Origin of the sequence: Paraburkholderia sp. JHI869 (assembly GCF_038900775.1) — a bacterium.
In the GTDB taxonomy this organism is placed as follows: domain Bacteria; phylum Pseudomonadota; class Gammaproteobacteria; order Burkholderiales; family Burkholderiaceae; genus Paraburkholderia.
In genome coordinates this window covers 193250-217242 of the sequence record NZ_JAYMSC010000012.1, presented here as the reverse complement: position 1 = coordinate 217242, position 23993 = coordinate 193250, and the positions used below count along the sequence as shown (strand labels likewise).

The window sequence follows — 23993 nt, the reverse complement described above, 5'->3', positions numbered from 1 at the left end:
TACTTTCCAGGTTGTTCGTCAGGCCGGTGTGCCGTTCACGTCATCAAGTTTCAGTCGTCGCAAAACCAGTGGGGTGTTTTGTTGATAACAATAAAACTGCGTTCTTTTATCTTGTGAGGCCCGAGAACTCTGCATTGAACGTGGTATGGCGTGCAACGATCGCCCACGCGGTTCGGGCCAGCTTGTTGGCAAGTGCGCACGCCACCACATTGGAATGCCGTCGTGTCAGCATCGTGCGAACCCATTCGGCCAGGCGACCGGTTTGCTTCTCTAGGCGCTGCATGTAGGCTCGGGCGCACAGCACCAGCAGGTACCTGAGGTGCTTGTCGCCTCGCCGGCTGATCCCGAGCAGGTTGGACCTTCCACCTGTGCTGTATTGGCGTGGAACAAGACCAACCGATGCCGCGAAGTCGCGACCGCATCCGTATTGTTTCCCGTCGCCCATTTCTGCGGCAAGCACGCTTGCGGTGATCGGTCCGATTCCGGGGATGCTCATGAGTCGCTGCCCGGTATCGTCGTCAGCGAGTTGCCGGGCAAGCTCGCAATCGATCTCACCTATCTGCTCCTGCAGGTACTTAAAGTGCTCGTGCAGCCGTTCGAGAACCGCAATCAGCCGCGGCGGCAAAGCATGCAGAGTGAGAAGCTCTGGTAGTCTTACTATGCCGGTCCTGCCAACTGGCAGGCTGACGCCAAACTCGAGCAGGAAGCCGTGCATCTGGTTAATCGTCCTCGTACGATCCCGCACCATCGATTCACGCACGCGATGCAGGATCGAAAGCGTCTGTTGCGACTCGGTCTTCGGCGTCACGAACCGCATTGCCGGTCGCGATGCGGCTTCGCAAATCGCCTCGGCATCGACGAAGTCGTTCTTGTTTGATTTGACGAAAGGCCGTACGAACTGAGGCGAAATCAGTTTGACCTCGTGGCCAAATGTGGCCAGCTTGCGAGCCATGTGATGAGAGCCGGCGCACGCTTCCATGACGACGGTGCAGGCCGCGTGAGTCGCGAAGAATTCAACCAGCTGCTTGCGCCCCAGCTTCTTGCGAAACACGGCCTTGCCGTTTTGGTCTTGACCGTGAAGGTGAAAGCTATGTTTGCCAAGATCGATTCCAACGAGCGTCGCGTGGTCCATGATGGTCTCCGGTTCCGAATGAGCTCCGTCAGGGTAACCTAGCCGATGAGGCGGGGCGGACCATGTCATTAGTTGAAGACACGGGCGAGTTGGCTTACCGCATCACGGGGCTTTCTTTGGGGGAGGATGAAGCAACATCACTTCGCGGGACGACTGAGGAGAGCCGCTGATGAACGATCCACGAGACGGCAACTCCGCCGCACCGGACGCCATGGGCCGGACTGAAACTTGCTGCCTTCAGGAGGTCTGGGAAGCAGTACGGGAACGGAGGCACCATGGAACGGGAACTCAAACTGAGGATCGCCTCCGGGTATCTTGCCAAACTGCGCCGGGCGCCTCTGCTCGCGCATGGCAAGCCCCGCGCCAGTCCAGCCAGGCTGCTGACCAGCACCTACTTCGATACGCCGGAACTGGCATTTCACCAGTGCGGAGCGTCGTTGCGAATACGTGGCGTCGGTCAGGAGCGAATCCAGACATTGAAGCTTGACAGCCCGGCGCAAGCGGGAATGTTCGACCGGGACGAGTTCGAAATGCCGGTTGATCGCGACACGCCAGACCTGACGCTCCTGCGTGACGCATTACCCGCCGATACGGATTGCGGCAGGCTCGTTCGGGATGACGTCGTTGCCGCCAGGCTTGCCCCTTCGTCACCCGGATCAACCGGTCAACTATCGCGTTGCGCTCGTCGGCAGAAGACAGAATTGAAGTGGCGCTCGATGACAGTACCGTTGACGCGCCTGCGGGATCCGTGCGCGTTGCCGCAGTCGAACTGGAGCTTGAGCAGGGCCAGCCACAGGCGCTCTATGCCGTGGCGCTCGAACTCCTGCGCACGGCGCCGCTTCGCATCGACCGCCGCAGCAAGGCGGATGTTGGCTACGGACTACTTGTCGCCGAGCACGACGAGTGCATGAAAGCCCGGCCTGTCCGTCTCGGGAGGCGCGATTCTGTCGAGGAAGCGTTCCCACCGGGCCACGCAATCGCCGCGCGATGCGGCGAAGGCCCTTGCCCCCATTGCAAGATCGCTTCGCTGTGTTGATGTTTGCAGCAGGCATTGCCGTGGCCTACGGCGCGGCAGCCTTTCCCTGCGTTTCACGCTGGCGCGCGAAGCGACCCTTCCCGACCCCGCGGCGAAGCCGTGGCAAAGGTGGCCGGGAACCAGTCACGACGTGGTGGGCAAGCCTTCCATATCAGGATTCCTCACGTTTGGAGACTGGACAGCGACCGCGGTTATGGCCGCCGAGGCCGTGTGAAAACGCATGGATCGCCTAAACTGAACGTCGGCCACTTTCAGTCATTCGACGTCTTTCCCTGGATCACCGACAATTACCCCGGGGCGCCTCTTGACCGAGTCCTGACCCGGCGAATCCAGCCAGCTTGCGAAAAGACTCAACGAACGGACAGAAGCCAATGATTGAGTGTCTCTACGGCGACCTGAACGTTGTAGCCTACCGTTCCGGTTCTTTTTCCACCACTGGTCATGGAACGAGAATCCGGGTCGGTAAGCGACAACTGCCTGTCCGGCTCTTTCTTCAATTGCTATACAAAGCATCATTTGATCGTCGAACACGACGTGACGAATGATTGCGGTGACCACGGACAAACTCGGCAGAATCGCTGCTTCGGCGAAGAAGGCGATGGGTAAGCCCAAGCTGAAGGTACTGGCTGATCGGGGCTACTTCAGCGGTCCGGATATCCGCGCATGCGAGCTGGCCGGGATCACAGCGTATCTCCCGAAAACCCTCACTTCAGCGTCAAGGAAGAAAGGACTCTTTACCAAGCGCGACTTTGTCTACGTTCCAAGCTCCGCAGCACTGGCTAACGCCATCTTCGAATGCGACCGGTGGATCAGCCATTCCTTGAGTGCTGTGATCGTCCCGCCCAGTATCACCCCTTTGAGGCCTGACGCGGCCGATATGATGGCCGACACGCTTCCACTTTCCATTCCGTCTCTCCAGACGTTGAGGCGCTGGTGTTATCGCTGGGCCTTCTGAACGTTGTTCTTTTCCGCTTCGAGGCGCTTATTGTGGTTTTCGCGCGCCTGATCGCTCTGTTTCAGCGCCGTCGCGAGCCTTTGGGAGATTGGCCCCACAGCGGCATGTTGGGTCGGGTATATGTCATCGAAGTCGAAACGCTCAACGCAGATTTGAGCTTGCTTCATGCTTTGTTCGACCGCATGCAGGATCACGTTGAAAATATTAATGGCTTGCTGGGACTCTCGTCCGTGCCAGTCGGTGACGGTGCTTACCAGAACATGCAGTGAATCATAAAGCTCTACCAGTGCAATGGCATCGTCTCCACGTAGGTTGTGGAACTGCGGAGCGCTTGGGTAGAGAACAGGCATGATAGGCAGAAAGTCGATGTTCGCGAGTGCTCTTTGGTGGACAAACAGCAATCGCGTGACCACGCGGCTCAGCTCGGGAGTCAGATATCGCTTCGCTTCGGTCTCGCGGAGCGCCTTTTCCTCGGCGCTAGCCCGCTGGGTGTTCCATAGCACTATCCACGCGCCGAGCATCGTCGCGCCCGCGCCGAACAGTGAGCCTGCTATCGCCGGGACGTTGTAAGCAAGCCCCAAAATTCCGCCAAAAAACAGTCCCCCCGAAAGGGCTAGTTGCGGGCTTCGTCGCACAAAATTACGGACTTCGCAAGGTATCAACTCGTCCATCGTCTTCGCCGTACCTGTCAATGTCGATGTTCGCGGCGTGTATCAATTGTCTCGCAGCGCCTTCGAGATGGCATCTATCCTGCTGATCATCAGGTATGCGCGGTGTTTGCGACGAGATCTCGTCCGGGCTGAAAGCGCGCGTGATCGTCTGCTCCCGCGCGTTACTATCGTCGTCACGCAACGGAGAGCGCCCGATGCTAACCCGTCCCTTGGTGTGATAGTGTATGATAATTTCATACCTTCTGGAATTTGGGGAACAATCATGGCAAGTGAACGCCTGACGATCTCGCTGCCGTCTGAATTGCTGGACTTTGTTCGCGAGCGGACTGCAGGGGGTGAATATACGAGCGATAGCGAGGTAATCCGGGATGGTCTGCGCCTTCTGAAAGAGCGCGATCAAGCTGTCAAACGATGGCTGACGGAGCAGGTCGTACCTGCGTATTTGAATCTCAAGGCCAATCCGGAAAGCGCATTGACCGGTGAGCAGTCGAAGGCGCGATTGCTTGCACGACGAAACCTGCGCAAAGCGACTAAGAAGGAACCGACTGCGTGATCAAATATGTAGTCGAGTTCGCTGAGGAATTTGATGAGCGACTCGAAATCATCACCGACTACATGTCATTTCACGGGCGCTCCGAGCTGTCGATCGAACGATACATTGATGAGGTCTATGCGGCATGCGATGCTTTTGGAACGTTTCCGAATCGCGGCGTGCCCCACGATGATGTCATGCGGGGACTCAGGATCACGCATTACCAAGGTGACACCATTCTCGCCTACGTTGTCGATGAAGCATCGCAGGTGGTATCGTTCCTCGGAGTCTTCTACGCAGGGCAAGATTGGCAATCCGTGTACAAGCAATCTACGGATCACTAAGAAAAACATGACCGCTAACAGGTTCGTGCGCATCACGCCGGATGTCATGTCCTCCGCAGACGTGTTCCCACGCGTGGACATTGCTCTGCAGGAGGCGCGCTCTCGCAAGCGAGCTGCGGATCCAGACGAACATACGTTCGACCCGCATCAAATTGATTTGTGGGACACAGACCCGGACCACGCACCGGATCCCGCATTGGCACGCGAGCAGCTAGGACCACGCAAGAACGTCGGCGATCAGCACTTCTTCGGACTGACCGGGATGAGCAGACGAGTATGAAGATGTGAGTCTGGAAGGTTTGCGCGCGCCACCTGTTCGAGTGATCGTGCGTCTTATGCTTCGCGGTCTCCAAGGCGCTTCGGGGCATGAGAACGGACCGCAAGAACTTTCAGCTTCTGACGTTTGCTCCCGGATGTCTCGTAGTTGCGCCGGTCATCGACATCGGGCTCATTGCGTCGCCTGACCAAACAGCCGCGGATCCAGCATAAAGGGCTCGCTACTGACGACCTTGACGCTGGCCATCTCCGGATGCATCGGGTTCAGCAGCAGATTGAAATCACTTGGACAGACGACCGACGGTACGCGCATCCCCAACTGCTCGCCCGCCTCAAGCCATTGCCGGCCAAGCGCCCTTGTCGCCGCAGGCTCGCGCGTCAGGTCTGCCCAGCCATCTGGCAGATCCGGGACGAACGCGGCGTCGTAGACCGCGTCCGGCACCTCCAGTGTCACCAGGAAATAGCCACCGGCCGGCAGCAAGCCTGCCATGTGCACCAGCGCCTCCAGCAACGCTGTCGACGCGTGACAGCACGTGTAGAGCACCCGCATGCCGCGCGGGTTCCAGCGGCCGCCGGCGATCGCCGCACCATTGCCGCTCAGGTCATCGGCGCGGTAATAGCCGCGCCGTTCTTTCGCCAGGCGGTAAAGCCTCATGCAGACACGCCGTGGATGACGCGCAGCAGAATCTCACGCACGCGGTCGTAGCCCGGTTGTGAGTCGAGCACTTCGAGCGGACTGAGCCCGCCCAGCTCCGCATTCAATCGCTGCATCCATTCGGCGGCCAGTGCCGGGTCCTCGAACACCTCGACCGCGAGCTGCCGCACGTAGAGCACGCGCGCGACGCGATCCGACTCGGATGGCGACAGGCGCTCCTGGCGCGCCATCTTGCGCAGGATCGTCGAACTCGGCAGATTGAGATTTGCGAGCAGCGTCTGCACCGGCACGTGCAACAGGTCCTTCGCAACGCGCTCAATGATCGCCGCTTCCATGCCTTCGCGGATCTGCCGGCGCTGCTCGAGGGGGTCAAACTGGACGAGGAACGTTTCGATATCGTCAGGGTGGGCGCCGGACCGGCCGGAGCCGACCAATGCCTTGCCGGCATGCGTGGCGGCCGGGCGTGCGGCCGCATGACGGCCGGACGGTTGATTCAGGGCCATGACGTGATCCTCCCAGATGAGAACATCATAACTCCCATTCTAGAGTAATCTCAAACGGGAATCAAGAAACTCCCGTTTGAGCGCCTGCCAGACTGGCCAGCTCTGTCACCTGAGACTGATGAGCCGCAGCAGCTCGTCGCGCAACGCCGAGATATCGAGGACATGCTGCGCCCGCGTCATGGCCACGTAGAGCAGGCGGAGCTCATCGTCATCCGGCATCGGGCTCCCGTCGACGCCGCGCAGGCGGAAATCATTGGCCACCTTGACCCGCTTCCATTCGAGGCCCTTGGCGCGGTGGACGGTCGATATCACATAGTCGGCGGCGCCTTCGGCCGCCGAACGCTGCGCCAGCGCCCGCAGATAGCCGGTACCCAGTTCGTCGACGATCCGCACAACCGGCAGCAGGTCCTGACCAAACGCACTGCGTGCAAACGCCTGTGCGTCGCTCCACGTTTCGAACAGCGAAAACGCTGCCGGGCGAAATGCCCGCTGTCCGGCCAGCAGCCGGTCCGCGCCGTCAGCGTAGGCGAGGATCTCCGCCGGACTCATCCGGATCGCCGGTCGATGTCCCGCCTCGAGTCCTGCAGCGAACTGCCAGATCGCCGTGACGTTCTTCCGGCACAGGATTGCATCAACCGGCGCCCTTGATCGGGTTCTTCCCGGGATCGACAATCGGAAATTTCAAGCCGAGCGAGGCAATCGCCTTCCTGCGCACGGCGAAGAAACTCCTGGGCAATTGCGCAAAGCTCATTGTCGGGGTCGCTATGGTCAAGGATGCATCGACGCTTCTGTCCGCCTACAACGATGCAGAGGGGGTGACTGCACGATTCAATCTCAACCTGCTGACACTGTATTAGCTGGTACTAGACCTGACGGTTCCGGGTTTCCAATACGTTCCGCAGGACACCTTATGCGCCATCCCGCGAGCGCTGGCCGCCATATCCGACGCCCTTCAGCCTTCGTCTCCGACGAGCCAGCGCAATCGCCACCCCTCGTTGTACACAATTTCCAGTCTTGTGAAGCTTCCCTCTCAACGTTTACCCGTAATTTTTGGGCAGATTGGTTGAATTGAGTGAATAGATGTATACAATTTGTACACGTTACGACGTGGTCAGCGGCTTTTGCCGGTCGCCCGCCCCATTCGCTTCACTTCTCCTCGCGACGCATGAACAGCATCGACGACACGCCCACCAGCACGCGCGCCGGCTCCGCCGCCTCGCAAACCGTCAAGGCCCAACTCGGGTTGCGCGAACTTATACTGGGCGGCGAGTTGTCGCCCGGCGAGCGCATCTCCGAGCTCGGCCTGGTCCAGCGTCTCGGCGTTTCGCGCACACCGGTGCGGGCGGCGCTCATGCGCCTTCAGGAGGAAGGGTTGCTCGAGCCGATTCCGAGCGGCGGCTATGCAGTGCGCTCTTTTTCGGAGAACGAAATACGCGACTCGATCGAACTGCGCGGCACGCTCGAAGGCCTGGCCGCTCGCCTCGCCGCCGAACGCGGCGTCACCCATTCGATGTTCAGCGAACTGCACGACTGCATCGACGAAATCGACGAGCTGCTCGTGGGCGAACTGAGCGAGGAGACGTTCTCCCGCTACGTCGACGCGAACGGCCGATTTCATCGCCTCCTCGCCATTGCTTCGGATAGCGAAGTGGTGGCGCGGCAGATCGAGAAAGTCGCCACCTTGCCGTTCGCATCGGCGAGTGCATTCGTAGTCGTGCAGTCGCTGGACCCGCGCGCGCGAGAGACGCTGATCGTCGCGCAGGCCCAGCATCGCGCCGTGCTCGAAGCGATCGAGAACCGCGAAGGCGCACGAGCCGAAGCGCTGATGCGCGAGCACTCGCATATCGCCCATCAGAACCTGCGGCGTGTGCTCGACAACCAGCGCGCGATGACGAGGCTGATGGGCGGCAACCTCATTCGTCGCAATACGCGTTGATGCCACGTTATTGCTAGCGTTTCGCGGCTCGATATAAACGGCGGCACGGCGAGCTGCCCCTCACCATCAATAAAGGCGCATTGAAGCGCCCTGGAGGAGACATATGTTCCTGAAAAACGCATGGTATGTCGCGTGCACGCCCGATGAAATCAACGGCAAGCCGCTCGGTCGGCAGATCTGCGGCGAGCGCATGGTGTTCTGGCGGACCGCCGAAGGCGGTGTCGCCGCGCTCGAAGACTTCTGCCCGCACCGTGGTGCCCCACTCTCGCTCGGCAGCGTTCGCGAAGGCCACCTCGTATGCGGCTATCACGGGCTCACCGTGGGCGAGCGCGGTAAATGCGTGAGCATGCCTTGCCAACGCGTGGGCGGCATACCCGCGGTGCGCAGCTATCCGGCCGTGGAGCGCTACGGCTTCATCTGGGTCTGGCCAGGCGAAGCAGCCGAGGCCGACCCGGCCGAGATCCATCACCTCGAATGGGCCGACAACCCCGCCTGGACCTATGGCGGCGGCCTCTATCACATCCAGTGCGACTACCGCCTGATGATCGATAACCTGATGGACCTCACGCACGAGACCTATGTCCACGCCTCGAGCATCGGCCAGGCCGAGATCGAGGAAGCGCCACCGAGCACAACCGTCAACGGCGACGTGGTCACGACCAGCCGCTTCATGCACAACATCATGCCGCCGCCGTTCTGGGCCGCCGCGCTGCGCGGCAACGGCGTTGCCGACAACGTGCCCTGCGACCGCTGGCAGATCTGCCACTTCTCGCCGCCCAGTCATGTGATGATCGAAGTGGGCGTGGCGCATGCAGGCAAAGGCGGGTATGACGCCGATGCGCGCGACAAGGCGTCCAGCATCGTGGTCGACTTCATCACGCCGGAAACGGAAACGTCGATCTGGTACTTCTGGGGCATGGCGCGCAGTTTCGCCGTGCACGACGCTTCGCTTACCGAAGCGATCCGGGCGGGCCAGGGAAAGATCTTCGCCGAGGATCTCGACATGCTCGAATCGCAGCAGCGCAACCTGCTCACCTGGCCCGAGCGCCGCCTCCTGAGCCTCAATATCGACGCGGGCGGCGTGCAGTCACGGCGCTTGCTCGACCGGCTGATCGCCGGGGAGCGCAGCGCCAAGGCCGAAACCGCCTGAAGCCGGGGCCGCGCGAATGCGCGCGGCCGCCCTCGTTCTTCCGAAAACACGCCTCATGAAAGTCAACCTCATCCGCAAGATTCCCGTTGCTGTCGACATCTGCGTCTTCGAACTCGCGAGCGCCGACGATACGCCACTCCCGCCATTCGCGGCAGGCGCGCATATCGACGTTCACATCGGCGGCTTCGTGCGGCAGTATTCGCTGTGCAACCGCCCGTCCGAACGCGGCGTCTACCGTATCGGCGTGCTGCGCGATGCGGCCTCGCGGGGCGGCTCCGTCGCCATGCACGCGCTCGCCGCAGGCGCGACGCTGGAAATCAGTACGCCCAGGAATCATTTTCCGCTCGACGAACAGGCAGCCCACACCGTCCTGCTTGCGGGCGGTATCGGCATCACGCCGCTCATGGCCATGGCCGAGCAGTTGCGCGAAGCGGGCCGCCCGTTCGAGCTGCACTACTGCACCCGCGACCCGGCGCGCGCCGCCTTTCGCGAGCGTCTTGCCGAAGCGGACCTGGCGGACAATACGCGGTTGTATTTCGACAACGAAGGTCCCGCCGCTCGCATCGACCTCGCGCGCGTACTGGCCCACCCAAACAATGACAAGCACCTCTACGTTTGCGGCCCAGCCGGCTTCATCGACGCCGTGCTCAGCGCGGCGGCAAGCGCGGGCTGGCCGGCGAAGAACGTGCATCGCGAGTACTTCGGCAGCGCCCAGCAGCAGACCGAAGCTGACGCGGACGGCAGCGGCGCCTTCCAGGTGACGCTCGCCAGTTCTCAGCGCGTGATCGACGTCCCGGCGGGCACGACGATTGTCGAGGCGCTGCGCGCCAGCGGAATCGAGGTGCCCATCTCCTGCGAGCAGGGCGTGTGCGGCACCTGCATCACACGCGTGTTGTTAGGCGAGCCGGACCACCGCGACCTCTACCTGACCGACGAAGAGCGCGCCGCCAACGACCAGTTGCTGCCGTGCTGTTCGCGCTCCCGCACGCCCATGCTCGTGCTCGATCTCTGATCCTGCGCGCGTCGCCAGCTGATTGTGTCGTGGAATCGCGGCCTTTCACCGCGTCGGCGCGCGTTGCCTGACGCCTCGCCATGATTCGGGATGCAAACCGATGAAAGCTTGTCCTGCGTATGGGAGCGGGGCACGGCAACCCGCTTCGATCAGGCTCAGCAGATGATCGAACGCCGCGAGCGGGTAAGCGAAGAAGTAATGCGCCGTGGAGCGCTTTTCGGCATAGAACGGATCGTCGACGGGTGCGTTCAGCGCAATGCGCAGCGTTCGCGCCCACGCGAATGCCAGCAACAGCCAGCCGAGTAGCGCGAGATAGTCGTCTGCAACGCGGTAGGGCAACTCGCGGTCGGCCGCACTCCCCTGCACGATCTCGTTCGTAACGTGCCGCACGCTGGCGGCCAGCGCTTCGAGCCGGACGCCTGCGCCGCGAAGCGCGCCGTCTCCAGACGCGGCACATCGCGCGGCCTCCTCCGTGACATGCGCGAGCAAGGCGCGCAGCGCCTCGCCGTCGTCGCCCAGCACCTTGCGCATGAGCAGATCGATGCCCTGAATCTCGTTCGTGCCTTCGTAGAGCATGGCTACGCGGCTGTCGCGCACCGTCTGCTCCACGCCGTATTCGTGGATGTAGCCGTACCCTCCGAGCACCTGCAGCGCGCTCGACGCGCTCGCGAAGCCATTGGCCGTGAAGAACGCCTTGGCGATGGGCGTGAGCAGCAAGGCGAGCTGCCCCGCACTCTGGCGCTCGTGCGCGTCGGGGTGCCGCGCGGCCACGTCGATCCAGTAGCCGATCCAGTAGCCGATGGCCCGCTCCCCTTCCACGGTCGAACGCAGATCGAGCAAGATACGCCGCATTGCCGGATGAAGCGCAATCGGCGCAGCTTGACCCGGCTCGCCCTGCGCGGGTGCGCCCACGGCACGCATTTGCACGCGTTCGTGCGCGTATGCGTGCGCTCGCTGCCAGGCGAGTTGGGCGTGGCCCACGCCCTGCATCGCGACCTGCAGACGCGCCGAGTTCATCATCACGAACATCGAAGCGAGGCCCCGGTGCGGCTCGCCCACCAGCCAGCCCCGCGCCTGTTCGAACCGCATCGAGCAAGTCGGGCTCGCCTTGAGGCCCATCTTCTTTTCGATGCCTTCGCAATGGACGCCGTTGCGCGTGCGCTCGCCGCTGTCATCGACGAGCCACTTTGGGACCACGAAAAGCGAGAGCCCCCTCGTGCCCGCCGGGGCATCGGGTAGCCGCGCGAGCACGAGGTGCACGATGTTGTCGGTGAGATCGTGATCGCCGCCTGTGATGAAGATCTTGCTGCCGTCGATACGCCAACAGTCGTGCGCCGCGTCAGGAGTCGCCCTTGCGCGCAGCAGCGCCAGGTCGCTGCCCGCCTGCGGCTCGGTCAGGCACATCGTCGTGAGCCACTCGCCGCTCGCGATCTTCGGAAGCCAGTCGCGCCGGAGCGCGACGGAGCCGTGCGCGCGCAGGCACGCCGTCGCGCCATGCGTGAGGCCGGGCGACATCAGCCACGCATGATTGGCGGCGGCGAGCATTTCCTGCAGCGCCACTTCGAGCAGTTGCGGCAAGCCCTGGCCGCCCGCGTCGACGTCCAGCGCGAGCGTGGGCCAGCCCGCGGCCACGAAGTCCGTGTACGCCTCGCGAAAGCCCGTTGGCGTCACGACCTCGCCGTGTTCGAAGCGGCACCCTTCGAGATCGCCCGGAGAATTCAACGGCGCGATGCGTCCGGTCACGAAACGTGCGGCTTCTTCGAGCACCTGCTGCGCGGTCGCGCTATCGATATCTCCCCACGCGGGCACGCTGCGCCACCAGCCGGGTGCGTCGATCCATTCGTCGATCACGAAGCGCATGTCTCGCAATGGAGCCCGATAGTCGAGACTCATCGTCCTCGTTCCTTAGACATGCTGAAAATGTCCCGCGAGGATAACGCGCATTCGCCCGCCTGGCGCATCGTTCATTGCGAAGCCGTCATGCGCGGCATACAGCGACTCCACGAGCGCCGAGCGCTGGGCCAGCACGACGCGTTGATTGATCGATCCTTTATCCGTGATCTCGCCGAGATCGAGCGAAGGCGGCACGTCCATCACATGAAGGCGCGTGATGCGCGTCGCGCTACCGGTCGCATCGCGATTGAGCCGCTCCATCAGGTCTGCGAAAAAAGCGCGGACGGCGGGCGCGTCCACCACATCGCGCGCACAAGCGCCCGCATCGAGGCCGGCGAGCCGGCGGCACTCGTCGAGGCGCGGAAAGATCAGCATGCCAATGTCGTCGCGGTCCATGCCGGCGATCACGGCATCCAGCACATACGGCGCGCCGCCAGAAACGATACGCGCGCGCATCGGCCCAACGCTCACGAACGTGCCGGAGCTGAGCTTGAAATCCTCGGCAATGCGGCCGTCGAACAGCAGGCCCAGTTCGGGACGCGCCGGGTCGAAGAAACGCACGGCGTCGCCGGTGCGGTAGTAGCCTTCTTCGTCGAATACGGCATGACGGTCAGCCTCGTTCGCGCGCCAGTAGCCGCTCATCACGTTGGGCCCGCGAAAACGCGCTTCGAGCTTGCCGTCGACCGGCACGAGACGTGTCTCGCAACCCGGCGCAGGCAGCCCGATATAGCCTGCGCCCATCACCGGCCCGGTCGTGAAGAGGCACGACGGCGCCGTTTCGGTCATGCCAAGGCCCGCCATGATGCGAATGCGCTCGCCGCAATGCGCCTCGGTCACGCGCTCGAGCCGGTCCCACGCCGCCTGAGAAAGCCCCGCGCCCGCGAAGAAGTACATCTTCACGCGCGAGAAGAACGTCTCGCGCAGACGCTCGTCGGTTTCGAGCGCGGCGGTCAGTTCTTCCCAGCCCTTGGGAACATTGAAGTAGAGCGTCGGGGCGATTTCGCGCAGGTTGCGCAGCGTTTCTTCGAATCGGCCAGCAACGGGCTTGCCGTCGTCGATATAGAGCGTACCGCCGTTGTAAAGCGCGATGCCCACGTTATGGCTGCCGCCGAACGTGTGATTCCATGGCAGCCAGTCCACCAGCACCGGCGGCTCCACGCCGAACTGCGGGAACGTTTGCAGCAGCATTTGCTGGTTGCTGCACAGCATGCGGTGCGTCGTGGGCACGGCCTTCGGCAGACGCGTCGAGCCGGAGGTGAAGAGGAACTTCGCGATGGTGTCGCCATTCACGCGCGCCATGGCTTCTTCCATGCTGCCCGCGCGCGTTTGAAGCAAAGCGGCAAACGGCGTCTCGCGGCGGCCGCTTCCACTCGGCGTCACGACCACGCGCTCGACGTGATCGGGCACTGCGGCGTCGAGCGCCGCCGCGAACGCGGCGCCGTCAGCCGCGAACACGAGGCCCGGATCGAGCAGGCCCAGCGTGTGCCGCAGTTTGCCGTAGTCCCTCGAAACGAGCGAATAGGCGGGAGAGATCGGCGCGTAGGGCACGCCGGCCCACAGCGCACCGAACGCCATCTGCAGATGCTCGAGATCATTGCCAGAGAGCAGCGCTACGGGGCGCTCGGCCGACAATCCACGCTCGATCAAGGCCTGACCGATCGAGCGTGCGCGTTCGAGCATCTGCGCGTAGCTGATGCCTTGCCATTGGCCGTCGGCGCCGCGGCGCGCCACGAGCCAGCGGTCTGGATGCATGCGCGCGCCGCTGACGAGGCGGTCTGTCACGCGTTCGGGATACTCGCCTAGCGGCTCGGTCGAGCGCAGATACCAGCAGTCGCCGCGTCGATCGATCTGCGGCGCAGCCGTGCCGATGGCGACGGCGCGATAACCAGCGAAGGCCGGCTGGGTGTGGGTCGGCTCCGAATCCAAGGCCTGTCTCCTTTACAGACCGGTGCCGGGACCGCGCACTTGGCTGCGCAGCCGGCCCGGTAGTTCATGTCATGTCGTGATGGGCACGCGTGCGGAACCGTTCAGATCGGATAGTGACGCGGTCCGGTCTGCACGGTGATCCAGCGCAGGTCGGTGAATTCGGCAATCGACGCCTTGCTTCCGAAGCGCCCATACCCGCTCGCCTTCAAGCCGCCGAACGGCATCTGCGCTTCGTCGTGCACGGTCGGCCCGTTGATATGGCAAATTCCGGATTCGATGCGCTTTGCCACATTCATCGCGCGCGCGATGTCGCGGCTGAACACGGCGGCCGAAAGGCCGTACTCGCTGTCGTTCGCCACGCTCACCGCTTCTTCGTCGCCGTCCACGCGCTGCACCGTCACGACCGGGCCGAACGATTCGTCGGCGTAAAGCTTCATCTCTCGCGTGACACTCTCCACGATCACCGGTTGCATGATCGCACCGTTCACCTCGCAGCCCAGCGGCAGGCGCGCGCCCTTTGCACCGGCGTCTTCCACGAGCGCGCGAATGCGACGCGCCGATGCTTCGCTTTCCAGAGTACCCAGGACCGAGCCCGGTTGGGTGGGATCGCCCGCCTTGAGCGTGCGTGCCTTCGCCACGAGCTTTTCCACGAATGCATCGGCAATCTTGCGATCGACGATCACGCGTTCCGTCGACATGCAGATTTGCCCCTGGTTGAAGAACGCACCGAACGCGATGCCTTCCACCGCCGCGTCGAGATCGGCGTCGTCGAGCACGAGCACCGGTGCCTTGCCGCCCAGTTCGAGCAGCGCGGGCTTCAGATGCTGCGCCGAAAGCTCAGCGACGATGCGGCCCACCCGTGTCGAGCCCGTGAAGTTGACGCGCTTGACGGCGGGATTCGCGATCAGGCGCTCGACGATGGCCGGCGCATCTCCAGGCGCATGCGTGAGCACGTTGACGACGCCCTCGCCCAGACCCGCCTCGTTGAGCACTTCGCCGATCAGCGCGTGCACACCGGGGCAGCCCTCGGAAGCCTTCAGCACGACCGTATTGCCGCACGCGAGCGGCATGGCGAGCGCGCGTGTTGCGAGAATCACCGGCGCATTCCAGGGCGCCATGCCGAGCACGACGCCGCACGGCTGACGCACGGCCATCGCGAGGCTGCCGGGCACATCGGACGGAATCACGGCGCCGTCGATCTGCGTGGTCATGGCGGCTGCCTCACGCAGCATGTTGGCCGCGAGCATCACATTGAAACCGTACCAGTTCGCCATGGCACCCGTTTCCGCCGCGCCGATGGCGATGAAATCCGTTGTGCGCGCATCCATGCGGTCAGCGGCGGCGGACAGGCGCTTGCGCCGCTCGGTAGGCGTGAGCGCGGCCCACGCCGGGAAGGCGCGCGCGGCGGCGGCGACCGCAGCGTCGGCGTCTTCGAGCGTAGCGGCCGCGGCACGCGTGGCCACCGCGCCCGTGGCCGGATTGATGCGCGTGAAGGTCTTGCCGTTCGATGCGCAGCGCGCCGCGCCGTCAATCAGTAGCCGGGTTTCGTGCATGTCTTCTCCTCCTTCGTCGTTATGCACTTCACTCAGCGCTTGTAGGCCTGCAAGCCCGGCTTGATGCTCTTGTCGTCGAGGAACTGCTTGAGCCCCTTGGCCCGGCCACCTTCGGGGTCGCGGTAGTTGGCCTGGTCGAGCTTCGCGTAGAGGTAGTCCTCGTTCTGCTCCCATGTCAATTCGCGCGAGCGCTTGAAACCGTGCTTCGCGTTGCGCAGGACGACCGGGTTCTTGTCGAGAAGCTTCGCGGCGAGCGCAAGCGTTGCCTCGCGCAATTCGGCGCGCGGCACGCTCTTGTTCACGAGACCCATTCTCGCGGCTTGCTGGCCCGTAAACGTATCGCCCGTCATGATGTAGTAAAGCGCCTCGCGGTGGCCGACCGTGTCTGCCATCGCCTTGCTCACGAGGTTGCCCGGCGGAATGCCCCAGTTGATTTCCGAAAGGCCGAACACGGCTTCGTCGGCGGCGATCGCGAGATCGCACGCCACCAGCGGCGAGAAGCCGCCGCCGAAACACCAGCCGTTCACCATCGCAATGGTGGGCTTCGAATACATGCGCAGCAGTTGCCACTGCCAGCGGCTCGCGTCGCGGCGAATGCGTTCCTGCACGACGTCAGGGCTCGCATCGACCTCCCGGAAGTACTCCTTAAGATCCATGCCGGCGGTCCATGCGTCGCCTTCGCCCGTCAGCACGAGCACCTGCGCCTCGGGATCGAGTTCGACCGTTTCGAGCACATCGATCATGTCCCTGTTGAGCGTGGGGCTCATGGCGTTGCGCTTCTCGGGACGATTCAGCGTTACCCAGGCAATACCCCCTTCCACAACGACCTTGACCGTTTTCCAGCGACCTTCGTAATTCATTTTTCCATCTCCGTGAACATTGCCGCACACGCGGCCTGAGATCAATGTACTATCAGGTAGCCTGATATGTAAAGTAGAATGAGACCGCTTCGGTACAAACCCTTAAACCCGTTGTGAACATGAGCACCAGAACCCCCGCCGATCACCGCAGGCATCGTGCAAAAGCGACCGCGAGCCGTTCCTCGGCCGCTGGCATGCGCATTACCTACCTGATCGGGCAACTCGACCGCATCGTGTCGCGCCGGTTGTCCGAGGTGCTGTCGCAGCATGGCCTCACGCTGGCGCAATACACCGCCCTCTCCGTGCTGCGCGCCCGAGGCCGTGCCTCGAACGCCCGGCTGGCCGAGCGTTCGTTCATCACGCCCCAATCGGCGAACGTCGTCGTGAAGACGATGGAGGCCAACGGCTGGGTCAGGCGCGAGCACGATCCCGCCAACCGCCGCATTGTCCTGCTTTCGCTCACGCCAACCGGCGAGGCGTTGCTGGACGACTGCAATGCCAAAGCCGATCGCATCGAGCGGGCCATGCTCGCCGAAACGGGGGACGAAGCGGCGCAATCCCTGCAACTGCTGCTGCACGCCTGCGTGCGCAATCTGCGCGCCGCATAACGGCAGTACCGCATACCACATCGAACGAAAGAGACAAGGAGACAACCATGAACCTCGACCGCCTGGTCGCCATCGACACGCACGTTCACGCCGAAGTTTCGTGCTGCCAGCCGCCCGACCTCTTTGCAAAGGAATTCGACGACGCCGCCGACAAGTATTTCGGCACCGTGCTCAAGCAAGGCAGGCGCCCCACCATTCCTGAAACGATCGAGCACTATCGCGAGCGCAACATCGGCTTCGTGATGTTCACGGTGGATTGCGAGTCAAACATCGGCCGGCGACGCATTCCCAACGAGGAAGTCGCGGAATTCGCGCAGAAGCATTCCGACATCATGATCGCTTTTGCGAGCATCGACCCACACAAGGGCAAGTTCGGCGCACGCGAAGCGCGACGGCTGATCGAGGAGCACGGCGTGCGCGGCTTCAAGTTTCACCCCACGATGCAGGGCTTTTCGCGAACGACCGGCTCGCGTATCCGCTATACGAGGTGATCGCCGAACACGGACTGCCGGCGGTGTTTCACAGCGGCCATTCGGGCATGGGTTCGGGCATGCGCGGCGGCGGCGGGTTGCGCCTGAAATATTCCGAGCCAATCCATCTCGACGACGTCGCCGCTGACTTTCCCGATATGAAGATCGTCATCGCGCATCCGTCGTGGCCGTGGCAGGAGCAGGCGCTTTCAATCGCGCTCCATAAACCGAACGTGTATATCGATCTTTCGGGCTGGTCACCGAAGTACTTTTCGCCGGAGCTCGTGAAATATACGAACACGCTGCTGCGCCACAAGGTGCTGTTCGCCTCGGACTTTCCGCTGATCCGTCCCGACCGCTGGCTCGAAGACTTCGCCACGTTGGACATCAAGCCGGACGTGCGTCCTTTGGTGCTCAAGGAAAACGCGATCCGTCTGCTCGGACTGGACGGTGCGACGTAACCGCGCTCAGCCCTGCCGCAGGTTGTGCACGAAGCGCTCGAGGCTCTCGTGCGCGGCGGCGGCGCACTCCGCGTCCACGCCGCCCAGCATCCTGTCCTCCACTGTCTGCACCGCCTTCATGCCCTGGAGCAGCACGTCGCGCCCTTCGTCGGTGAGCCGCAAGACGACAATGCGCCCGTGATTGGGATCCGGCTCGCGGCCGATCCAGTTGCGCGACACCATCGAGCTGATCACTTCATTGGCCGACTGCGGCGTGATGAACGAACGCTCCGCAAGCTGGGCGTTCGACGCTTCGCCGCGCGTCTGGAGCACCGATAGCGCGGTGAACTGGGAAAGCGTGAGCCCGAGCGGCGCGAGTGCGGCTGTCAACTCGCGGCGCAGGATGCGGTCGAGGCTGCCGATGAGGTAAGTCAGCCGGGGCGTCGTGGCCTTACGCCCCTTGCCGGTTGCGCGCGCCTTGGCTGCCGATGTCGTCGTTGTCGTGGAAACCTTGCCGGTCATTGGATCGGTTGAGCACTCTGGATGGAATGCGCAATGTTACCGCAACGCGCTCACGCACATGGTGCGCATGAGGCCGCAACCCGCGCCCAGCAACCGCTTAAGACGCCGCGAAGCCATGATCGCCTGGGGTATTCACCGAAAACAATCAGCTTGCACTATCAGGACGCCTGATATGAAATACGGCTGATCACAACGGGCAGGCGCGTTTTGCGAAACGCGCTTTTATTTGCTCTATATATCAGGCTTCCTGATATTAAAACAGACGTTCGCGATTGTGGCGTCGATTGTGATCTTCAAAATCAAAACCACCACCAGGCGACAGACATGAGATCGACCAGAACGGCACTACCAGGAGACAACGTGACAAAGCAACCCATAGCGGGTAGCGGCATTGCCACGACCTTGGCCCTTTGTTTCGCAGTGGCTCTGCTCGAGGGGCTCGATCTGCAGTCCGTGGGCGTCGCCGCACCGCGCATGGCACGCGAGTTCGGCCTTTCTGTGTCGCAGATGGGACTCGCGTTCAGCGCCGGCACGTTCGGGCTGCTGCCCGGCGCGCTGTTCGGCGGGCGGCTCGCCGACCGCATAGGGCGCAAGCGCGTGCTGATTCTTTCGGCGGCTGTCTTCGGCGTGCTTTCCATCGCCACTGCGCTCGTCAGCAGCTTCAGCATGATCGTGCTCGTTCGCGTGCTGACCGGCATCGGCCTCGGCGGCGCACTGCCGAACCTGATTGCGCTTTCGTCCGAGGCCGTTTCGCCGAAGGCACGCAACACCGCGGTAAGCGTGATGTATTGCGGCATTCCGTTCGGCGGCGTGATCGCCTCGCTCATCGGCATGTTCAGCGTGGGCGACACCGAATGGCGACACATTTTCTATGTCGGCGGCGTCGGACCGATCATCATGATTCCGCTTCTGCTGGCCTGTCTTCCGGAATCCAAAGCATTTCGCTCGGCTGCGTCCGGCGCGGCGATCACGCCGGCCCCGGTTGGCGAGGTACTGTTCGGCGCGAATCGCGGCCTCTCCACGCTGCAGATCTGGACCAGCTACTTCTGCACGCTAATCGTGCTCTATTTCCTTCTCAACTGGCTGCCTTCGCTGATGGCCGCGCGCGGTCTCGGTCGCGGCGACATTGGTCTCGTGCAGACCTTCTTCAATATCGGCGGCGGTCTTGGCGCGCTCTTCATCGGCATGCTGATGGATCGTCTGCGCGGCGGCATCGTGGTGACAGGCATGTATATCGGCATCATCGTATCACTGGCTGGACTGTCCGCCGCAACGGGCCTCGGCTCGCTCATCGTGTCGGCGTTCTGCGCGGGCATGTTCGTGGTCGGCGGCCAATCCGTGCTCTACGCGCTCTCCGCTGCGTTTTATCCGACGAGCATGCGCGGCACGGGCGTAGGCGCAGCCGTGGCAGTGGGCCGCCTCGGCTCCGTCATCGGGCCGCTCGCCGCGGGACAGTTGCTTGCGATGGGGCGCAGCGGCTCCACGGTGATCGGCGCCAGCATTCCCGTCACGCTCGTCGCCGCCATCGCCGCGCTGATGCTGCTGCGCCGGCCGCGCGCGAACGACTGAGCGCGCACATCAGTCGCATCGTAATTGCAGTTCAAAGCAAAAAACACACAACAGGTTCGGAGACAACACCATGCAATCGAAGTCGAGTTATATCGTCATATGCGGCGCGCTGTGCGCATTGAGCACCGGAGCCTTCGCGCAATCGAGCGTGACGCTGTACGGCATCGTGGACACCGGCATCGAATTCGTCTCGCACGCCAATGCCAAGGGCGATCATGTATTTCGCATGCCGTCCGTGACCGGCGAATTCCCGTCGCGCTGGGGGCTGCGCGGCAACGAAGACCTGGGCGCGGGCTACAGCGCGGTCTTCACGCTCGAAAGCGGCTTTAACGTGCGCGACGGCAGTTCCGGCCAGGGCGGACGACTCTTCGGCCGTCAGGCGTTCGTCGGCATCAAGAGCCCCTATGGCACGCTTGCATTCGGCCGCCAGTACACCATGACCTATCTCGCGGTGCAGGGCGCGGACATCATCGGGCCGGACATTTACGGCATGGGCTCGCTCGACGCCTACGTGCCCAACGCGCGCGCCGACAACTCGGTCACCTACATCGGTTCGTACAAGGGCTTCACGCTCGGCGCGGGCTACTCGTTCGGTCGCGATGCGGCGGGCACCGGCAATTCGCCGGGGCAAGGCACCTGCGCGGGCTCGGTGCCGGGGCACGCCAGCGAATGCCGGGACTGGTCGGTCATGCTCAAGTACGACTCTCAATACTTCGGCGCCGCAGCCTCGTACGAAGAAGAGCGCGGCGGCGCAACGGCAGCCGCCAACTTCTTCGATGGCGTGGCGCCCATCCCCCTCACCAACGCTGCCGACAAGGACGCGCGCACACAGCTGAGCGCCTACGGGCAATATGCGGGCGCGAAGATCGGCGCGGGATGGATGGGCCGCCGCGTGGTCACGGACTCGCCGGCGGTTCCCAACGTGCGCTCCGATCTGTTCTTCGTGGGCGCTTCTTACACGTTCACGCCTGCTTTCATTCTCGATGGCGAAGTGTTCCGCATCATCAACTCCGACCACGACACGCGCGCCACGATGGGCACGCTGCGCACGACTTACCTGCTCAGCAAGCGTTCGTCGGTCTATGCACAGGCTGCCTATCTTGCGAACAGCACGAAAGCGCGCTATTCGGTGAGCGGCGGCGGCGGTGGCACGACGCCGGGCGCGGGTATGGGTCAGACCGGCGTGATGGTCGGCATCAAACACTTGTTCTAGGAGCGCGCGAATGAAAAGAACGACAATTGCAATGTGCGTATCGGCGATCTCGGCAATGCTCGCGGCCTGCGGCGGCTCCGACTCCTCGTCCGGAAATGCCAACCGCCTTCCACAACTCGCCGCGGCGCGCCCAGCTGCGCTTTCGGGCACTTGCGCCGCGCTCGCCGCGAAGCTCTCGTTCACCAATGCGACGTTCACCTCCGTCCAAGATATGCCCGCCGGCACGCTGACTGTCGCCGGCAAGCCGATCGCCGAGCATTGCGTGATCGAAGGGCAAATGAATCAGCGCGTGAGCACCGTGGACGGCAAGACGTACGCCATTGGTTTCGAAATGCGCCTGCCTCTTGCGTGGAATGGCCGCTTTCTCTATCAGGCCAACGGCGGCCTCGACGGCAACGTTGTGCAGGCCGTCGGCGCCAACAGCGGTGGCGGTCCGCTCGACAATGCGCTCGATATGGGCTTTGCGGTGATCAGTTCAGACGCGGGCCACTCGTCCTCGCAAAACCCGTTGTTCGGCCTCGATCCTCAGGCACGCATCGACTACGGGTACAACGCAGTCGCGACGCTCACGCCGATGGCGAAGCAGATCATCAAGACCGCGTATGGCAAAGGACCGGATCGCAGCTACTTCGAGGGATGCTCCAACGGCGGCCGGCATGCGATGGTAGCCGCAGCGCGCTCGTACGGAGACTACGACGGCATCATCGCGGGCGATCCGGGCTTCCATCTTCCGAAAGCCGCGATTGGCGAAATGTGGGGAGCGCAGCAACTGGCAAGCGTCGCCACGGCGAAGACGTCGGCAGGCCTGCCCGATATCGCCACGGGTTTGACCACTGCAGAACGCCAGCTCATTGCGTCGAAAATCATTGCGAAATGCGATGCGCTCGACGGCGTTGCCGATGGCATGGTCGAGGATATCAAGGCATGCCAGGCAAATTTCAATCTCGTGACGGACGTTCCAACCTGCACGAATGACGTTCGCGACGGCGCCTGCCTGACGACCGCGCAAAAGCAGGCAATCGGCAATATGTTCTCCGGGGCGCGAAACAGCGCGGGTACGGCGCTTTATGCGAGCTTCCCTTATGACGTCGGCATCAACGGTTCAGGCTGGGCGGCCTGGAAGCAGAGCAACTCGATCTTGCTCGACCCGATGGCCGCGGCCTTCGTGTTCACATCGCCGCCGCAGAACGCGTCGGTGCTCGGCCAGCTCCTGGCTTATGCGCTGAATTTCAGCATGGACTCCGATGCGCCGCAGATTTTCGCCGCCAGCGGCGCGTATTCGGAGTCCTCATGGTCGTTCATGACTCCGCCGAACGAAACCGATCTGAGCGGATTGAAAAAGCGCGGTGCGAAGCTCATGGTCTACCACGGCACCAGTGATCCGGTCTTCTCATCGAATGACACAACGGACTGGTATCGGCGCTTGACGGCGGCGAACGATGGAGACGCAAGCAATTTTGCGCGGCTCTATACGGTGGCCGGCATGAATCACTGCAGCGGTGGTCCCGCGGCCGATCAGTTCGATATGCTCACACCAATGGTTGCCTGGGTCGAGCAAGGCACGGCGCCCGACCGCGTGATCACCACGGCACGCGATACCACCAATGCGATTCCGAATGCGGAAGTTCCCGCTAGCTGGGGCGCGGGGCGCAGCCGTCCGTTGTGCCCATACCCCAAGGTCGCGCGATATACGAGTGGCGACATCAACTCGGCGAGCAGTTTCACCTGCAGTTGACGTTAGTCCCTCTTCAGCGGTGCGCGGTGCGCATTGAGCACCGGAGGCTTCGCGCAATCGAGCGTGACGCTGTGCGGCATCATTCCTTTCGACTGTCGATGCTCGAGCGACTTCTGGAACCAAGTTACAGCAATGCGTTTCTTGAGAAGGGGAAACAAAATGACAACCGTGAAAACTTTGAATGTGGGCATCATGCCGCACAAGCAGTTCCAGGCACGCACCATCGCGATTGCAAACGGTGAGCTCACGCCGAGCCCGGACGATCCGAAGGTCTGGTTCCATTCGGTCGAGAGCTTCCCGAAGGTCCTTTCGGACGGCAACCGGATGCTGCTTGCTCTCATCGCGGAAACCGAGCCGGAATCGCTGACTGAATTGGCCGCTACATCGGGTCGGGAAAAGTCGGACCCCTCGCGCACGCTCAAGACGCTGGAGCAATACGACTTGATCCAACTCGAGCAGGGACACAATCGGCAGATGGCGACGCGGGCAAACTACTCAGGTGTCTCGTTGGAAATGTCGTTCGCGTGACGCTGATCGTGTAAATCCGCGGACGCGGTTGGGAGTCAAACGCTCTGAACCGCGGCGCAATTGGGGTAACGGTGGAAACAATGTTCAAAAAGCTGCGAGATGCACAAATGGCTCTTGTTCGAGCCCTTGAACTCAGGAAAACGCGTCGGCGCCCGGGCCGACCATCATGATGTACTGCGTGTGTTCCATGGCAACTCACCCCAGCGAGATTGGGTGGCGCGGGCTCTGTACGCCGGCGACAGAGCCCGCGGCCAGGGCCGCTCCGTCCGTGCCAGGCTCGGTGCACCCTGCGGCCCCTTTCCGATGAACTCGCGAATGTCGACCTGCATCTCGCCGAAGGCGCCGGTCGGTTATCAGGTCGCCGCGCCCTGGGCGACCACGCGCCCCCTTCGAGTACGTAGCCGAGGCTCGCATATCGCAGCGCTACCGTCGCGTTCTGCTCGGCGAGCAGGAAGCTCACGCTACCATCTGCTG

General features: G+C 62.8%; 23 protein-coding genes and 4 pseudogenes. 16 read left to right on the top strand and 11 right to left on the bottom strand.

The genetic code is table 11. The annotated features are described in order from the left end of the window. Window positions 1-106: 106 nt before the first annotated feature. Window positions 107-1132: an IS110 family transposase gene (locus VSR72_RS21735; RefSeq protein WP_342954388.1), complete on the bottom strand. Its 1026-nt coding sequence runs from the start codon at window positions 1130-1132 to the stop codon at window positions 107-109. A 275-nt stretch (window positions 1133-1407) separates the two neighbouring features. Here VSR72_RS21735 and VSR72_RS21730 point away from each other — a divergent pair, with 275 nt between their 5' ends. Continuing rightward, window positions 1408-2043 carry a CYTH domain-containing protein gene (locus tag VSR72_RS21730; protein WP_342954387.1) on the top strand — a complete coding sequence of 212 codons (636 nt, stop codon included), beginning with the start codon at window positions 1408-1410 and terminating at the stop codon, window positions 2041-2043. Window positions 2044-2530: 487 nt separating this feature from the next. On the opposite strand, the pseudogene VSR72_RS21725 reads toward VSR72_RS21730, so the two are convergent. Continuing rightward, window positions 2531-2668, bottom strand: a pseudogene (locus VSR72_RS21725) (IS5/IS1182 family transposase); the annotation flags it as partial. A gap of 4 nt (window positions 2669-2672) precedes the next feature. Here VSR72_RS21725 and VSR72_RS21720 point away from each other — a divergent pair. Further along, window positions 2673-2928 (top strand): annotated as a pseudogene (locus VSR72_RS21720) (IS5/IS1182 family transposase); the annotation flags it as partial. A 176-nt stretch (window positions 2929-3104) separates the two neighbouring features. Here the strand turns inward: VSR72_RS21720 and VSR72_RS21715 are convergent. Beyond that, window positions 3105-3794, bottom strand: coding sequence for a hypothetical protein (locus VSR72_RS21715; protein WP_342954386.1), 690 nt, complete (start codon window positions 3792-3794; stop codon window positions 3105-3107). A 262-nt stretch (window positions 3795-4056) separates the two neighbouring features. On the opposite strand from VSR72_RS21715, the gene VSR72_RS21710 reads away from it, so the two are divergent. The 3 genes from VSR72_RS21710 to VSR72_RS21700 are packed head-to-tail and all read left to right on the top strand — an operon-like array spanning window position 4057 to window position 4950. Then, window positions 4057-4347, top strand: a complete 291-nt coding sequence (locus VSR72_RS21710; RefSeq protein ID WP_342954385.1) for a type II toxin-antitoxin system ParD family antitoxin — start codon at window positions 4057-4059, stop codon at window positions 4345-4347. Next, complete coding sequence (locus VSR72_RS21705; RefSeq protein WP_342954384.1) at window positions 4344-4670, top strand: type II toxin-antitoxin system RelE/ParE family toxin; 327 nt, start codon at window positions 4344-4346, stop codon at window positions 4668-4670. The genes VSR72_RS21710 and VSR72_RS21705 overlap by 4 nt, the downstream gene beginning before the upstream one ends. 7 nt (window positions 4671-4677) lie before the next feature. Beyond that, on the top strand, window positions 4678-4950 hold the full coding sequence (locus tag VSR72_RS21700; RefSeq protein WP_342954383.1) for a hypothetical protein: 273 nt from the start codon (window positions 4678-4680) through the stop codon (window positions 4948-4950). A 168-nt stretch (window positions 4951-5118) separates the two neighbouring features. Here VSR72_RS21700 and VSR72_RS21695 read toward each other — a convergent pair whose 3' ends face one another. The 3 genes from VSR72_RS21695 to VSR72_RS21685 form a co-directional block, all read right to left on the bottom strand. Further along, window positions 5119-5601, bottom strand: a complete 483-nt coding sequence (locus VSR72_RS21695; RefSeq protein WP_342954382.1) for an RES family NAD+ phosphorylase — start codon at window positions 5599-5601, stop codon at window positions 5119-5121. Next, window positions 5598-6104: an antitoxin Xre/MbcA/ParS toxin-binding domain-containing protein gene (locus tag VSR72_RS21690; protein WP_342954381.1), complete on the bottom strand. Its 507-nt coding sequence runs from the start codon at window positions 6102-6104 to the stop codon at window positions 5598-5600. Before VSR72_RS21690 ends, VSR72_RS21695 begins: the two co-directional genes overlap by 4 nt. 105 nt (window positions 6105-6209) lie before the next feature. Then, entirely contained in the window at window positions 6210-6653 is a 444-nt protein-coding gene (locus VSR72_RS21685; RefSeq protein WP_342954380.1) for an ATP-binding domain-containing protein, read from the bottom strand. 98 nt (window positions 6654-6751) lie between these two features. Between VSR72_RS21685 and VSR72_RS21680 the strand changes: the two are divergent. The 4 genes and pseudogenes from VSR72_RS21680 to VSR72_RS21665 form a co-directional block, all read left to right on the top strand. Continuing rightward, window positions 6752-6949: pseudogene (locus VSR72_RS21680) on the top strand (L-histidine N(alpha)-methyltransferase); the annotation flags it as partial. Window positions 6950-7269: 320 nt separating this feature from the next. Then, complete coding sequence (locus tag VSR72_RS21675; RefSeq protein ID WP_342954379.1) at window positions 7270-8040, top strand: GntR family transcriptional regulator; 771 nt, start codon at window positions 7270-7272, stop codon at window positions 8038-8040. A 103-nt stretch (window positions 8041-8143) separates the two neighbouring features. Then, the gene (locus tag VSR72_RS21670) at window positions 8144-9190 is read left to right on the top strand and encodes an aromatic ring-hydroxylating dioxygenase subunit alpha (RefSeq protein WP_342954378.1); all 1047 of its coding nucleotides are present in this window, start codon (window positions 8144-8146) and stop codon (window positions 9188-9190) included. A 55-nt stretch (window positions 9191-9245) separates the two neighbouring features. After that, complete coding sequence (locus tag VSR72_RS21665; protein ID WP_342954377.1) at window positions 9246-10202, top strand: PDR/VanB family oxidoreductase; 957 nt, start codon at window positions 9246-9248, stop codon at window positions 10200-10202. 45 nt (window positions 10203-10247) lie between these two features. Here VSR72_RS21665 and VSR72_RS21660 read toward each other — a convergent pair whose 3' ends face one another. From VSR72_RS21660 to VSR72_RS21645, 4 genes are all read right to left on the bottom strand, one after another. After that, window positions 10248-12095 carry an acyl-CoA dehydrogenase family protein gene (locus VSR72_RS21660; RefSeq protein WP_342954376.1) on the bottom strand — a complete coding sequence of 616 codons (1848 nt, stop codon included), beginning with the start codon at window positions 12093-12095 and terminating at the stop codon, window positions 10248-10250. 12 nt (window positions 12096-12107) lie between these two features. Next, window positions 12108-14021, bottom strand: coding sequence for a feruloyl-CoA synthase (locus VSR72_RS21655; RefSeq protein ID WP_342954375.1), 1914 nt, complete (start codon window positions 14019-14021; stop codon window positions 12108-12110). A gap of 101 nt (window positions 14022-14122) precedes the next feature. Further along, window positions 14123-15574: an aldehyde dehydrogenase gene (locus VSR72_RS21650; RefSeq protein WP_342954374.1), complete on the bottom strand. Its 1452-nt coding sequence runs from the start codon at window positions 15572-15574 to the stop codon at window positions 14123-14125. Window positions 15575-15606: 32 nt separating this feature from the next. After that, entirely contained in the window at window positions 15607-16434 is an 828-nt protein-coding gene (locus VSR72_RS21645; protein ID WP_342954373.1) for a p-hydroxycinnamoyl CoA hydratase/lyase, read from the bottom strand. Between the two features lie 119 nt (window positions 16435-16553). Here VSR72_RS21645 and VSR72_RS21640 point away from each other — a divergent pair, with 119 nt between their 5' ends. The 3 genes and pseudogenes from VSR72_RS21640 to VSR72_RS21630 all read left to right on the top strand — a co-directional run bounded on the left by VSR72_RS21640 (window position 16554) and on the right by VSR72_RS21630 (window position 17973). Continuing rightward, complete coding sequence (locus tag VSR72_RS21640; RefSeq protein WP_342954372.1) at window positions 16554-17042, top strand: MarR family transcriptional regulator; 489 nt, start codon at window positions 16554-16556, stop codon at window positions 17040-17042. A gap of 47 nt (window positions 17043-17089) precedes the next feature. Then, window positions 17090-17440: pseudogene (locus VSR72_RS21635) on the top strand (4-hydroxyphenyl-beta-ketoacyl-CoA hydrolase); the annotation flags it as partial. Continuing rightward, the gene (locus VSR72_RS21630) at window positions 17350-17973 is read left to right on the top strand and encodes an amidohydrolase family protein (RefSeq protein WP_342954429.1); all 624 of its coding nucleotides are present in this window, start codon (window positions 17350-17352) and stop codon (window positions 17971-17973) included. The pseudogene VSR72_RS21635 and the gene VSR72_RS21630, both read left to right, overlap by 91 nt. Window positions 17974-17979: 6 nt before the next feature. Here VSR72_RS21630 and VSR72_RS21625 read toward each other — a convergent pair whose 3' ends face one another. Beyond that, the gene (locus VSR72_RS21625; RefSeq protein ID WP_342954371.1) at window positions 17980-18474 is read right to left on the bottom strand and encodes a MarR family transcriptional regulator; all 495 of its coding nucleotides are present in this window, start codon (window positions 18472-18474) and stop codon (window positions 17980-17982) included. Between the two features lie 324 nt (window positions 18475-18798). Here VSR72_RS21625 and mhpT point away from each other — a divergent pair, with 324 nt between their 5' ends. The 4 genes from mhpT to VSR72_RS21605 all read left to right on the top strand — a co-directional run bounded on the left by mhpT (window position 18799) and on the right by VSR72_RS21605 (window position 23519). Then, window positions 18799-20043, top strand: a complete 1245-nt coding sequence (gene mhpT / locus VSR72_RS21620) for a 3-(3-hydroxy-phenyl)propionate transporter MhpT (RefSeq protein WP_342954370.1) — start codon at window positions 18799-18801, stop codon at window positions 20041-20043. A gap of 70 nt (window positions 20044-20113) precedes the next feature. After that, window positions 20114-21256, top strand: a complete 1143-nt coding sequence (locus tag VSR72_RS21615; protein WP_342954369.1) for a porin — start codon at window positions 20114-20116, stop codon at window positions 21254-21256. A gap of 10 nt (window positions 21257-21266) precedes the next feature. Then, a complete protein-coding gene (locus VSR72_RS21610; protein ID WP_342954368.1) occupies window positions 21267-22991 on the top strand; it encodes a tannase/feruloyl esterase family alpha/beta hydrolase in 1725 nt (574 codons plus the stop codon). Between the two features lie 159 nt (window positions 22992-23150). Next, the gene (locus VSR72_RS21605) at window positions 23151-23519 is read left to right on the top strand and encodes a transcriptional regulator (protein WP_342954367.1); all 369 of its coding nucleotides are present in this window, start codon (window positions 23151-23153) and stop codon (window positions 23517-23519) included. Window positions 23520-23993: the final 474 nt, after the last annotated feature.

Coding starts and splice junctions, on each gene's coding strand:
- VSR72_RS21660 (WP_342954376.1), bottom strand. CDS start 12,095: ATGAGTCTCGACTATCGGGCTCCATTGCGAGACATGCGCTTCGTGATC.
- VSR72_RS21610 (WP_342954368.1), top strand. CDS start 21,267: ATGAAAAGAACGACAATTGCAATGTGCGTATCGGCGATCTCGGCAATG.
- VSR72_RS21715 (WP_342954386.1), bottom strand. CDS start 3,794: ATGGACGAGTTGATACCTTGCGAAGTCCGTAATTTTGTGCGACGAAGC.
- VSR72_RS21710 (WP_342954385.1), top strand. CDS start 4,057: ATGGCAAGTGAACGCCTGACGATCTCGCTGCCGTCTGAATTGCTGGAC.
- VSR72_RS21640 (WP_342954372.1), top strand. CDS start 16,554: ATGAGCACCAGAACCCCCGCCGATCACCGCAGGCATCGTGCAAAAGCG.
- VSR72_RS21695 (WP_342954382.1), bottom strand. CDS start 5,601: ATGAGGCTTTACCGCCTGGCGAAAGAACGGCGCGGCTATTACCGCGCC.
- VSR72_RS21650 (WP_342954374.1), bottom strand. CDS start 15,574: ATGCACGAAACCCGGCTACTGATTGACGGCGCGGCGCGCTGCGCATCG.
- VSR72_RS21675 (WP_342954379.1), top strand. CDS start 7,270: ATGAACAGCATCGACGACACGCCCACCAGCACGCGCGCCGGCTCCGCC.
- VSR72_RS21605 (WP_342954367.1), top strand. CDS start 23,151: ATGACAACCGTGAAAACTTTGAATGTGGGCATCATGCCGCACAAGCAG.
- VSR72_RS21730 (WP_342954387.1), top strand. CDS start 1,408: ATGGAACGGGAACTCAAACTGAGGATCGCCTCCGGGTATCTTGCCAAA.
- VSR72_RS21735 (WP_342954388.1), bottom strand. CDS start 1,132: ATGGACCACGCGACGCTCGTTGGAATCGATCTTGGCAAACATAGCTTT.
- VSR72_RS21645 (WP_342954373.1), bottom strand. CDS start 16,434: ATGAATTACGAAGGTCGCTGGAAAACGGTCAAGGTCGTTGTGGAAGGG.
- mhpT (WP_342954370.1), top strand. CDS start 18,799: ATGAGATCGACCAGAACGGCACTACCAGGAGACAACGTGACAAAGCAA.
- VSR72_RS21685 (WP_342954380.1), bottom strand. CDS start 6,653: ATGAGTCCGGCGGAGATCCTCGCCTACGCTGACGGCGCGGACCGGCTG.
- VSR72_RS21665 (WP_342954377.1), top strand. CDS start 9,246: ATGAAAGTCAACCTCATCCGCAAGATTCCCGTTGCTGTCGACATCTGC.
- VSR72_RS21615 (WP_342954369.1), top strand. CDS start 20,114: ATGCAATCGAAGTCGAGTTATATCGTCATATGCGGCGCGCTGTGCGCA.
- VSR72_RS21625 (WP_342954371.1), bottom strand. CDS start 18,474: ATGACCGGCAAGGTTTCCACGACAACGACGACATCGGCAGCCAAGGCG.
- VSR72_RS21690 (WP_342954381.1), bottom strand. CDS start 6,104: ATGGCCCTGAATCAACCGTCCGGCCGTCATGCGGCCGCACGCCCGGCC.
- VSR72_RS21670 (WP_342954378.1), top strand. CDS start 8,144: ATGTTCCTGAAAAACGCATGGTATGTCGCGTGCACGCCCGATGAAATC.
- VSR72_RS21700 (WP_342954383.1), top strand. CDS start 4,678: ATGACCGCTAACAGGTTCGTGCGCATCACGCCGGATGTCATGTCCTCC.